The sequence below is a fragment of the Thalassobacillus sp. B23F22_16 genome (assembly GCF_043496955.1).
Lineage (GTDB): Bacteria > Bacillota > Bacilli > Bacillales > Halobacillaceae > Thalassobacillus > Thalassobacillus devorans_A.
This window is the reverse complement of sequence record NZ_JBIEKD010000002.1, coordinates 70,369-82,920: the sequence shown is the minus strand read 5'-3', so window position 1 is coordinate 82,920 and position 12,552 is coordinate 70,369. Positions and strand designations below refer to the sequence as shown.

Below are 12,552 nucleotides of genomic sequence, written 5' to 3'. Positions count from 1 at the left end.
TTACTTAACACCAGGCGAAATTTTCAACGTCCCGTTGGAAGAAAGTTCTGCTTCAACTCCCAATGGTACGGCATAATGCGGCTGACAGTGACCGATCTTGAAGCCTGCCACCACCGGTTTCTTAAGCCCACCCAAATAGTCTGTCAATACTTGTGATAGACTGAGAGATGCTTTTCGTTTGGATGGTTCAGCATTCTTGAAATCACCAACAACAATACCCGCAGCGTCATGGATCTTGCCACTTAACCTCAATTGATTCAACATCCCATCGATCCGGTAAGGTTCTTCATCAATATCTTCAATTAACAGTAATTTTCCCTTCGTGTCGACCTCAAAAGGAGTTCCAAGTGTACTGACAAGCAGCGAAAGATTGCCGCCGGTCAGTTCGCCACTTCCATCCCCTTCTGCAATTACGGTTAACGGAGCAAGGGATTCGTTGTAAGTCAAAGGCTGCGGAAAAAATAATTGATGAAACATTGTTTTTGATTCGTCATGAAAGTCATCTTTTCCAATATCTGAACTTAGCATCGGGCCATGGAAAGTAACTAGTCCTGTTTTTTGTCGGATTGCTGTATGTAAGTAAGTGATATCACTGTAACCCCAGAAGATTTTCGGATTTTTCCTGATCAGCTCATAATCAATCTTATCAGCAATTCTTCCTGTTCCATAACCACCGCCGGCACAGAAGATTCCTTTTATATCAGTTCGTTCAAACATATCATGCACATCAGCTAAACGGTCCTCATCTGTTCCTGCAAGGTAACCATGAACATCTTCCACATGGTCAGCTATAACAACTTCGAGGCCAAGTGATTCCATAAATGGAATCGCCCTGTTCAATTGATCAATATTCGGCGGGCTGGCCGGCGCGATTACGCCTACTTTATCACCTTTATGCAACCGGTTTGGTAATACCATTTCCATTCCCTCTTCCTATGTAAAAAATAGGCTCTGTTAAACGTTGTTGTTGATTTTTCATATTAGGCTTATTCCACAATAGGGCCGAAAAGTCGAAGACTTGACTTCGAGATAATTTGGGTCCTTTGCCGAATCAGGAGTAAGGGCGGCTGGGAAACAGTTCGCTTTCCTGTGGGGGAGCCGCCGAGCCTCCTCGGTCGTTTCACTCCCTGCGGGGTCTCGTCTGGATCCTTCTCCCACGGGAGTCTCACCGTTTCCCTGCCGCCTTATCCGTTTTTGAATAACGGACCATTTATAAAGGTGAAGATGTCTTCAACATTTTCTCTTTAATGACCAAGGATTCAGCTAGTAGACCATTTTTCAGAAGGACTCTTACTAAGTTTGAAGTGATTTAGTGATGTTTCCGTTTCTCTCATACACGTAAGGAGGGACGGGAAATTGCGAGACTCCGATGGGAGAATAGTACATGGTGAGATCCCGCAGGGCTTTTGCCCGAGGAAGCTCACCGTACGCCCATGGAAAGCGAGTGATTTCCCGGACCTCTCAACGCTTAACACCATAACGGAAACAGTTTCTATCGAAACTGAGTCTTAAGCAAAAGGGAGCTATTTTTGTAAAATCAACACGGAGCTTTAACAGAGCCAAAAAATAGGCCGGGAGCAGGGATCAGCCAATGATCTGCACCCAGATCCTGCTTCATCGACACCTGCCCCGGCCATGTTCTTTCTTCTTAATTATGAAACTCTTTTTTTTCTAGTTTTTATCTGCCCATTTTAATTCCAGGTATCCGACAGGGTGACGGACGATGTTTTCTACTTCATCTTTCTGAAGTACTACCTGGTTGTAGAAGTGGATCGGGAAGAGTGGCATTTCTTCAAATAGAATTTTTTCTGCTTCATACATGTATTCGAAACGCTGTTCTTCATCCGATTCGGACTTGGCTTGTTGAATCAATTCGTCATACTCTTCATTCGACCAGCCTGTACGGTTCATGGATGAATCAGTTGTGAAGCTTTCCAGGAAGTTGATCGGATCTGCATAGTCAGCAAGGAAAGAGCTTCGGGACAATTGATGTTTCAAGTCTTTCTGATCCTGTAAAAATACATTCCACTCGGTATTTTCCAACGTAATATCGACATCTAAATTTTCTTTGTACATGCTTTGAAAAGTCTCAGCGATCGATTTATTTACGTCACTGGTATTATAAGTTAATGTGACCTTTGGCAGCTCCTCATAACCCTCTTCTTCCATACCTTCTTCTAAAAGCTGCTTTGCTTGCTCAGGGTCATACTCTACTAAATCTCCGTTTTTATCACGGAAATCTTCACCAGAGGGGTCAGTGAACCCATAAGATACGAAACCATAGGCAGGTTCCTCTTTATTCTTCGTTACATACTCGACGATTTCCTCCTGGTTGACGGCCATAGCGAATGCTTTACGGATTTTTTCATTTGTAAACGGTTCTTCGTTTACATTAAAACGGTAGAAGTGAGTTCCTGCCTGCTCCTCAATTACTACATTTTCACTATCAATCAACTCGTCGGACATTTCACTTGGGATATCGGACGTATCCAGGTCTCCGCTTTCATACATTTGGTATTCTGTATTGGTGTCATTTACCATCGCCCACTCAACTTTATCCAATTTGACGGTGTCTGCATCCCAATACTCGTCGTTCTTTTCCATGACAAGCTCGCTGTCATGAGTCCATTTCGCTAACTGGAAGGGTCCGTTTCCTACAAATGAATCTGCTTCTGCGAACCATTCTTCATTCTCACTTTGCACTTCCTCATTAATTGGGAAAAAAGCCGGATTAGAAATCACATGCAGGAAATACCCGGTTGGAGCTGTCAAGGTAACCTCGAGGGTCTTTTCGTCTACCGCTTCAACCATCACGTCATCTTCAGAGCCTTCCCCATTATTGTATGCTTCTGCTCCTTCAATGAAGTAGCCAAGAAATGCTGCCGGGGACGCGACTTCCGGGTCCACCAGACGTTTCCAGGCGAATTCAAAATCTCCTGCTGTTACAGGATCTCCATTGGACCAGTTGGCATCTTCACGGATATGGAACGTATAAACCTTTCCATCTTCTGAAACATCCCATTTTTCGGCGGTTGCTGCTGCCGGTTCATGGGACTCATCCAGACGAGTCATTCCTTCCATTAAATTGTTCAGTACATTCCAAGAGTAGGAATCGAAACCGATTGGAGGATCCAGGGATGTAGGTTCAGAGCCATTGTTCAGCTTCAATACTTTTTCTCCCCCTGAAGCTTCCTCTCCTCCATCATTCTGCTCCCCGCTATCAGAGCTTCCACTGGTTGTGCAGGCAGCCAGAACTACCGCCACCATCACGGCTAGTAACAACATCAGCCATTTTTTCATTTCTTTTTCTCCCTTCTGAATATGTATTTATCTTGAGGCCTCACTTGGAAGCCAACAATTTATTCGCACGCTCATCCTGAAGCCAGCATTCAACCTCGTGTGTGGATGAGAGTTTTGTCTCCAATGGGTAAACGCGGTCACACACTTCCATCGCCTTTGGACACCTTGCAGTGAAAGGGCACCCTGCCGGCGGTGAAAATAAATCCGGAGGAGTTCCGTCGATCGGTATCAGCTTTCCTTCTCTCCTGTCCAATCGCGGAACAGAATTTAACAATCCTTTCGTATAAGGGTGCTGAGACTGGTAGAAAATTTCTTTCTTCGTACCAACTTCGATGATCTTACCGGCATACATTACTGCAATCCGGTCAGCAATTTTCGCTACAACACCCAGATCATGGGTAATCAATATAATTGCTACCCCTGTCTGTTCCTGAATACGCTCGAATAATTCCAGTATTTGCGCCTGAATGGTGACATCAAGAGCAGTGGTCGGTTCATCGGCAATCAAAAGCTCCGGTTCGCAAATGAGTGCCATTGCAATTACAATACGCTGCCGCATACCACCACTGAACTGGTGAGGATACAGGCTGAGGCGTTCCTCAGGGTTAGGGATACCGACTAAGTCAAGAAGTTCCACAGCTTTTTGCTTTGCTTGTTTGGCAGAAACAGAAGTATGCTGTTTCAATCCTTCTGTAAGCTGGTTCCCGACCGTCAAGGTAGGATTCAGCGCGGTCATCGGGTCCTGAAAAATCATCGATATGTCTACGCCTCTAATTTTTCTCATCTGATTTTCAGGGAGGGTGATTAGCTCTTTGTCTTTGAATTGAATAGTTCCATTCGTTATACGTCCGGGTGGCTGGGGAATCAGGCGCATGATTGAGTTTGCTGTTACACTCTTGCCACAGCCCGATTCACCTACAATCGCCAGCGTCTCGCCTCTATGTAAGTCAAAGCTGACACCCCTGACAGCTTGTACTTCCCCTCCATAAGTTAAAAAGGAAACTTCAAGGTCTCTAACTTCCAGTAATTTTTCCAATGTTGTCACCTCCTGAGCTTAGGATCGAGTGCATCCTGAAGCCCGTCTCCAAGTACGTTAAAAGCAAACATCGTTGCAGAAATAAAAAGTGCCGGGAAAAACAGTCTCCACCAATGTCCAGACAGTATCGTGCCTAATGCGTCATTGGCCATTACACCCCAGCTGGCATAAGGGGATTGAATGCCAAGTCCTAAGAAGCTCAAAAATGCCTCCGCAAAGATAGCTGTCGGGACTGTAAGGGTCATTTGTACAATGATCGGACCCATCGTGTTTGGAAGAAGGTTCTTCCGGATAATACGCGAGGTTTTTGTACCGAATGATTTCGAAGCCAATACAAACTCATAATTTTTTATTTGCATAACCTGTCCTCGAACGATACGAGCCATCCCTACCCACCCTGTCACTGTCAGGGCGATAATGATCGTCATAAGGCTAGGTCCCATTACAACCAATAAGAGGATAACAACCAGCAAATAAGGAAGCCCGTATAAAATTTCAATGATGCGCATCATTACATTATCCGTACGACCGCCTTTATAACCGGCAATACCTCCATAGATAACCCCGATAAAAAAATCGATCAAAGCTGCCATCAATCCGACAAACAAAGAAATTCTCGCTCCGTACCATGTCCGGGTAAATACATCTCTACCCAGGTTATCCGTCCCAAACCAATGACTGGGAGAAGGTGGCTGATTTTGATTCGCCCGGACACTTTCACTCACACTATAAGGTGAAAGCATTGGTCCGAAAATTGCCATAAAGGTTAATAAAATCAGAAAAACCAGGCCGCCAATGGCAAGCTTGTTCTTTAGCAGCCTGCGCCATGCATCCTGCCAGTAAGATAAGGATGGACGAACAACTTTTTCTGAATCCTTTTCATTTTTTTCTTTTGGTTTGAACCATTCATCTGGAATATCATTGCCAGCAGGAGAATGTTTCTTTTGTTTTTCTGCAAGATGGTTCATATTCATTCCCCTTCCTTCTTATGCATCTTTATTCTGGGATCCAGCAAGCCATAGGCAATATCGACCAAAAACAGCATGAAAACCAGGAAAAAGCTGTAGAACACAGTAGTACCCATGATGACAGGATAATCCCTCTGGTTAATGCTTTCGATGAAATATCGTCCCATGCCAGGAATTGCGAAAATCTTTTCAATGACGAATGTACCGGTTAGAATTCCTGCTAACAACGTGCCTAAAATCGTGACTACCGGCATCAGCGCATTTTTCAAAGCATGTTTGATAATAATCTTATAGGGCATCAGGCCTTTTGCTCTTGCAGTTTTAATATAATCCTGTGTCAGCACCTCAAGCATGCTCGAACGTGTCAGTCTTGCGATGATGGCCATCGGTCCAGTCGCGAGCGCCAGCGTCGGCAGGACCATATGTAAGGGACTCGACCAGGTGGCAGCGGGAAAAATGTCCCAATCGACTGCAAGTTTTTGAATTAACAAGGTTGCTAACACGAAGTTTGGAATAGAAATACCCAGGACAGCTATCGTCATTGCCAAATAATCGATGATACCGTTATGTTTTAAAGCTGCCAATACACCGAGGATGATCCCTGAAATAACAGCAACGAGAATAGTGACAATCCCTAATTCGAAAGAAATCGGAAAACCTCTCCCTAATAAATCATTGACTGTCTGTGTCGGGTGTTTGATCGATGGTCCGAAGTCCAACGTAGCAATCGATTTCAGGTAGATGAGATATTGAATAAATAATGGTTCATTTAAATGGTAATGCGCTTCAAGGTTAGCCTGGACTACCTCATTAGAGTTTCTTTCTTCGTTGAATGGTGAACCTGGAATGGCATGCATCAAAAAGAAAGTCAATGTAGCAATGATTAATACGGTTCCGATCATGATCAGAAAACGTTTGATTATGTACTTTGTCATATAGGCACCCTCCCTAACTGAACGACGTATGCATCGCCAGTTCAGTCATGACGATCATCGCCTGATAGGCTTCTATGATATCTTTTGCTTTATATTTCACTATGGTGGTGCCTGGTTCAATTTCTGTATTTGGCATCAGGTTTGCCCATTCTGCCTGCCCGTAATTATTAAATTCTATCCGCAGTACCGGGTTATCAGGAGGTGTCAGCGGCTTGACCAGGCTACGTTTTTTCAGGGCTGCAGTAACTTTTTCCTGGATCAGTTCTCCTGCTTTTTCCGGGGTCAGGCTTTTCACTGACGATCGTGATATGGTTTCTTTGACGACAGCTGTCGTTATGTTTGGTATAAGCGCCTCTGCTTCTTTGGCTGCGCAGTCATCGCCAGCGACCAATAATACCGGGACGCCGTAATAACCGGCTACATAAGCGTTGAACCCGAATTCCCCTACTTCGACATCATTTATGTAGAAATTCCTTACTCCGAAAATCATCGAATGGGACATCACTCCCCGTTGACCGGCTCGTGCGTGATATCCGATGAACATTGCTCCCGTGAAGCTCTCATCAAGGCTTTGAACCATTGATAACGGTTTCACATCACCTGTGATCAGATGAGCTTCTGGATGAAGCTGATCAATCAGCAGATTATTCATCTTTGAATGGCTGTCATTCACTAATACCTCTTTACAACCTGATTTCCTGGCTGCTTCGATTACGTAATTCGCCTCTTCTGTCATGATGCGGCGGGCCCGGTCGTAATTCAGTTCCGATGAATCTACATATGTATAATCGGGCAGACCGGTTATTCCTTCCATATCAACGGAAAGAAATAGTTTCATAGATGCAACACTCCTTTGGTCGTTTAAATGGTTAAGTTTTTTGGGGGAATTTTCTTAAAATTCTATCAAATTTTTCCTGAATTAGCAATGTAGTTCATAAATATGTAGAAATTTGAAAAAGGTTGTTTCTGTAGCGTTACACTGATACCGCCAATCAATCCCATTGGTGCATCAGTCTTTCGCCACTGAAACAACCCTATATCTCTATCAATCCAGTATTTCCCCTTGCAATGCTTCGTCTTTATACAGCATGTTTTTCAGTGCTGCCCATTCTTTCTCCGTCTCCAGCTGACCGGAAGCAATAATATCTGCAGCATCTTGCCGGGCGGTCTCGAGTGCGCGGTAATCATGTACCATATCCCCGACTTTAAATTCCGGGACGCCACTCTGTTTCCTTCCAAAAAAATCACCTGGCCCACGGAGCTGAAGGTCCTGTTCCGATAATTCAAACCCATCCGTCGTCTCTGTCATGATCCGCATCCGTTCCTTGCCGATTTCGCCTTTTGGCTCTGCCAATAAAATACAGTAGCTCTGGGCATCTCCACGGCCGACACGACCCCTGAGCTGGTGCAGCTGACTGAGACCGAAACGTTCGGCATCATAAATGACCATTACGGTAGCATTCGGCACATTCACCCCTACTTCTACTACCGTCGTGGAAACTAAAACCTGTATATCATTATCCACAAACTGCTGCATAACGGCTTCTTTTTCCTCCTGATGAAGGCGTCCGTGCATCAACCCTATTTGAATATCGGGTTCATAATATGTCTGCAACTGATGGTGCAGGTCGACAGCATTCTGAATATCCAATTTATCGGATTCCTCTATCAAAGGTGAAATAACATACGCCTGATGGCCCTGGGCAACCTCTTTTTGAATGAATTGAAGGACGCGATCCATCATGTCACCTTTCACCCAATAGGTTTCCACTGGTTTACGGCCAGCCGGCATTTCGTCGATTACCGATACATCCATATCACCGAATGCCGTAATAGCAAGTGTTCTTGGAATCGGGGTAGCCGTCATGAACAAAACGTCCGGATTAAGCCCTTTATCCCGTAATGTCCTGCGCTGATTGACACCGAAGCGGTGTTGCTCATCTACAATGACCAGTCCAAGTTTGGAAAAGATAACTTCATCCTGGATCAGCGCGTGTGTACCAACAATAATATCTGCCTCTTGGGTGCGGATCTCTTCGAGAATAGCTTTTCGCTGTTTCCCTTTAATAGACCCCGTCAATAAGACGATATTGACCCGGTCACCGAACATTTCCTGTAAGGATTCATAATGCTGTTCCGCCAGTATCTCCGTTGGCACCATCAACGCGCCCTGATTGCCGGCTGTAATGGAAGCATATAGAGCGATAGCTGCAACAGCTGTTTTCCCTGACCCCACGTCCCCTTGCAGAAGACGGTTCATCCGATGTGGGGATTTCATATCTTTTAAAATTTCTGCCAGTGATTTCTTTTGGGCTTTGGTCAATTCAAAGGGGAAGGAATCTACAAAGGCCGTCAGTTTATCATTATCATAGGCCTGTCTGTTCCCTTCTGTAGCTTCCCGCTTCATTTTCCTCAACAACTGCATTTTCAACTGGAAAATCAGGAATTCTTCATACGTAAACCTTCTTCTCGCATGTTTTAATAATTCCCGGCTTTCCGGATAATGCATTTGCCAAAGCGCTTTCGTTCGTTCCGGGAGTTTATAGCTGTCAATCAGCTGCTCTGGCAGAATCTCTGTTACTTCGTCGCCATAGGCTTCTAAGGCAGACAGGATTACTTTCCGCATTTTTTTCATGGTGATGTTTTCTTTCAGTGAATAGACGGGCTGAATCGGGTTCTGTGCTTCCGCCCGTCCTTTCTTGTATTGGCTGACCGTTATTTGAAGCCGGTGCTGATCCCATTTTCCCGTAACCGTAATAATGTCGCCGGCACTGATCTGTTTTTTTGCAAATGCCCGGTTGAACATGACGGCCTTTACGGCAAATTGATCCACTTGCAAGGTCATCGTCAGCCGGGATTTTTTCCGCCCATAAAAAGTAAGGGAAGGTTCCCCGATGACCTCCCCTTCGATCGTGGCATTTTCATTATGCACAAGTTCCGTCAATGGTTTAACTTCGTAGGTGTCATAGCGATAAGGAAAATAGAACATAAGATCTTCTACTGTGTAAACTCCTAGTTCATTCAAGGTTTCTTTCAATTTTTCCCCGACACCATTCACCTCAGAAACTGGTTGCGTCAACACACTATCACTCTTTCTTCAAAGAAATTCCGTACACTTTCGCTTCTAGCTCCCGGCCTGTTGGTGTAGCTGCAAGGCCTCCCTGTGCTGTTTCTCTAAGAGCAACAGGCATGGTCTGTCCAATTTTATACATCGCATCGATCACTTCGTCACATGGAATCCGGCTTGTAATGCCTGCCAGTGCCATATCCGCTGCTGTAATTGCGTTGGAGGCACCCATGGCATTTCGTTTCACGCATGGAACTTCGACGAGGCCGGCAACCGGATCACAGACAAGTCCGAGCATATTTTTTAGTGTAATGGCCATTGCCTCTGCTGACTGCGATGGTGTACCGCCAGCCATCTCCACGATAGCAGCGGCAGCCATTCCGGCAGCAGAACCGACTTCTGCCTGACAGCCGCCGGCAGCCCCGGATATAGATGCATTATTGGCAACCACAAAGCCGAACGCCCCGGATGTAAAAAGATAACGTACCATTTGTTCTCTCGTCGGGTTCAATTTATTTTTTACCGCAAAAAGCGTACCCGGAACACACCCGGCGCTTCCCGCTGTAGGTGTGGCACAGATGGTTCCCATAGCTGCATTGACTTCATTCGTAGCAACTGCTTTACTGACGGCATCCAGCAGAATCGTTCCGGACAAAGGTTCGTGGTTTTTCATATATTCCTGAAGCAGTACAGCATCCCCGCCAGTTAAACCACTGTGAGATTTTACCCCTTTCAAGCCATCTTCGACCGCTTTTTCCATGACATCGAGATTGCGTTCCATCTGCCCGACAACCTCTTCCCGTGCCTTCTCCTTTACTTCCATTTCCTGACGAATCATTACTTCTGATATTTGAATGCCTTCGCTTTCCGCCATTTCGACGAGTTCAGCTACATTACGAAACATAATTCATGCTCCTTTCTATTAGTCGACGATCTTAGCAACCTGTAAGATATGGTCAGCTCTCTCCAGCTCCTGCAAAATGCTTTCGTCTATATTTTGATCGACTTCAATTACCATCAACGCCTGCTGTCCTTCCTGCTTGCGTGAAACTTCCATATGTCCGATATTGATTTCATGTCGTGCCAATATACCGGTAACAGAGGCAATCGCTCCGTACCTGTCATTATGAATCAACAGGACAGCCGGATGGCTTCCGGATAAACGTAATTCAAAGCCGTTCAGCTCCGTAATTTCCGCCATACCTCCGCCAATGGAGATACCGACAAGCTCCAGGTCTCCTTTATCGTCACCGATACGTATTCTCGCTGTATTCGGATGGTCGGTATGAGATTCTTCTTCATGGAACCTCACTTTCATTCCTTTTTGTTTTGCTGTATCTAATGCGTCCCTGATCCTGGTATCGTGCGTATCATAATCCAATAATCCGCCAACGATGGCAACGTCTGTACCGTGCCCTTTATAGGTTCGGGCAAAAGAACCATACAAATGAATTTCTGCCCACTTCGGTTCCCGTCCGAACAGGTTCCTTGCAGCCCGTCCAATTCTGGCTGCTCCAGCTGTATGGGAACTAGATGGTCCGATCATAACCGGACCCATAATATCGAAAACTGATTTATATTTCATCCAATCACCTTTCCCTTCCACAAGATAAGCCGTTATGTACGGTATCTACACACGCATATTCCCTATTCTATTTTAGCGGGAAAACGTTTACTTGAACAGGAGTATTCCCTACTATTTTTACCATAAAGTTGAAGGTATTGCCAGAATACGAATCAGGTATTATAATTGAACTTTGTGGGTTGCATGAACAACCGGGTGGGAGAGGGCTACAAATATATAGAGGAGTACACCATGTTTAACAAGCATAAACATGCCATTGATGCTGCTCAGTGGAAAAATGATATCCTTGCTGGTCTGATCGGCTATTTTACAACTGTCTATATTGTAGCAGTCAATAGCTCCATTCTGAATGATGCAGGGATCGGCGTAGAGAACGCGATGGTCGCTACCATCCTTGCCAGCTTTGTTGGTACATTGCTGATGGGGTGGCTCGCCAATGCCCCGATGGTGCTGATACCAGGGATGGGAGTCAATGCCCTGTTCGCCTATACGATAGTCGAAGGCACCGGCATGAGCTTCCAGGAAGGGCTGGCGGTCGTCATCGTATCTTCGTTGATTTTCCTTGTGACGGCATTCACTAAACTTGGGGAGTGGCTGAAAGAAGCGATTCCAGATTCCTTGAAGCACGCCATCACAGTAGGACTTGGTTTGTTCCTGACCCTGATCGGCCTTGAAAAAGGTGGACTTGTTGTCAGAGGAGAACACTCCTTGATCGCACTGGGAAACCCTTCTTCCGAAATGGTGATTACCAGTCTGTTGACCTTATTCATCGGAATATTTCTGTTCACCAGAAACGTTCCCGGCAACTTTTTGATCACCATGATCATCGGAACCGTGATTGCCTCCTTTTTTGGACTGCTTGGCGAACCGGGAACAGGCATTTCCATGGATATGGGGTCTTTCATATGGATGCCATCATTTGAAGGAATCGGGACTTTGACCTTTTGGATGGCTGTCTTCCCGTTAAGTATCGTGCTGATATTTGAGAATATGGGCTTGATACACGGACAGCTTGCGATGCTGAGAGATGAAAACAAGTTCAAACGCGCTTATAAAGCAACCGCTTTTTCTGCACTTGCAAGTGGTTTTCTTGGCACTTCCCCAACGGTATCATCCGCTGAAAGTGCCGCCGTCATTGCATCAAAAGGGAAAACCGGCCGCGCAGCATTTACAATGGCTATCCTGTTCCTGGCTACATTATTATTGATACCATGGATATCGATGGTTCCAGGTACTGCTATCAGCCCGATTTTGATTATTGTCGGGGCTTTGATGGTGCAAAACATCAAACATATCGAATTTGATCAGTTATCCGAGACAATGCCTGCTTTCTTGATCATTGTCATGATTCCTTTCACTTATTCGATTGCTGATGGGATGGCTTTTGGATTCATCGCCTATCCACTAGTAAAGCTGGCGATTGGAAAGCAAAGGGAATTATCTTTCCCAGTCGTATTCATAGCCATGATGTTCTTATTCGAATTTGTCATGCGATCAGTCGGACATTAATAGTTAAGGTGCTCAGAGTTAATGGCTAACTCTGAGCTTTTTTTATAATTAAAAGATTGTTATTTTCAGGCATAAGAGAGACAACCGGCATAGTATGTGAGAATCTTGCACCCAGATGAGAGCCACTTTTTGAAATTTGAGAGATACTATTG

At 45.1% G+C, this 12,552-nt stretch carries 10 protein-coding genes; 1 reads left to right on the top strand and 9 read right to left on the bottom strand.

Annotated elements, in window-relative coordinates:
- The 9 genes from ACGTNI_RS02955 to sdaAB form a co-directional block, all read right to left on the bottom strand.
- Positions 1–918 (bottom strand): S66 peptidase family protein, encoded by a 918-nt coding sequence (locus ACGTNI_RS02955; protein WP_394459971.1) that lies wholly within the window; start codon positions 916–918, stop codon positions 1–3.
- A 753-nt stretch (positions 919–1,671) separates the two neighbouring features.
- Positions 1,672–3,300, bottom strand: coding sequence for a peptide ABC transporter substrate-binding protein (locus ACGTNI_RS02950; RefSeq protein ID WP_394459969.1), 1,629 nt, complete (start codon positions 3,298–3,300; stop codon positions 1,672–1,674).
- A gap of 40 nt (positions 3,301–3,340) precedes the next feature.
- Positions 3,341–4,336: an ABC transporter ATP-binding protein gene (locus ACGTNI_RS02945; RefSeq protein WP_085508194.1), complete on the bottom strand. Its 996-nt coding sequence runs from the start codon at positions 4,334–4,336 to the stop codon at positions 3,341–3,343.
- Positions 4,337–4,341: 5 nt separating this feature from the next.
- Positions 4,342–5,304, bottom strand: coding sequence for an ABC transporter permease (locus ACGTNI_RS02940; RefSeq protein WP_394460150.1), 963 nt, complete (start codon positions 5,302–5,304; stop codon positions 4,342–4,344).
- A gap of 2 nt (positions 5,305–5,306) precedes the next feature.
- Positions 5,307–6,239: an ABC transporter permease gene (locus ACGTNI_RS02935; protein ID WP_085508190.1), complete on the bottom strand. Its 933-nt coding sequence runs from the start codon at positions 6,237–6,239 to the stop codon at positions 5,307–5,309.
- 13 nt (positions 6,240–6,252) lie between these two features.
- Positions 6,253–7,077 (bottom strand): D-aminopeptidase DppA, encoded by an 825-nt coding sequence (gene dppA, locus ACGTNI_RS02930; protein WP_394459966.1) that lies wholly within the window; start codon positions 7,075–7,077, stop codon positions 6,253–6,255.
- A 207-nt stretch (positions 7,078–7,284) separates the two neighbouring features.
- Positions 7,285–9,321: an ATP-dependent DNA helicase RecG gene (gene recG, locus ACGTNI_RS02925; protein WP_394459964.1), complete on the bottom strand. Its 2,037-nt coding sequence runs from the start codon at positions 9,319–9,321 to the stop codon at positions 7,285–7,287.
- A gap of 4 nt (positions 9,322–9,325) precedes the next feature.
- Positions 9,326–10,210: an L-serine ammonia-lyase, iron-sulfur-dependent, subunit alpha gene (sdaAA, locus tag ACGTNI_RS02920; protein ID WP_394459962.1), complete on the bottom strand. Its 885-nt coding sequence runs from the start codon at positions 10,208–10,210 to the stop codon at positions 9,326–9,328.
- 18 nt (positions 10,211–10,228) lie between these two features.
- Positions 10,229–10,891 (bottom strand): L-serine ammonia-lyase, iron-sulfur-dependent subunit beta, encoded by a 663-nt coding sequence (gene sdaAB, locus ACGTNI_RS02915; RefSeq protein WP_394459960.1) that lies wholly within the window; start codon positions 10,889–10,891, stop codon positions 10,229–10,231.
- Between the two features lie 231 nt (positions 10,892–11,122).
- On the opposite strand from sdaAB, the gene ACGTNI_RS02910 reads away from it, so the two are divergent.
- The gene (locus tag ACGTNI_RS02910; RefSeq protein WP_394459958.1) at positions 11,123–12,400 is read left to right on the top strand and encodes an NCS2 family permease; all 1,278 of its coding nucleotides are present in this window, start codon (positions 11,123–11,125) and stop codon (positions 12,398–12,400) included.
- Positions 12,401–12,552 lie beyond the last annotated feature (152 nt).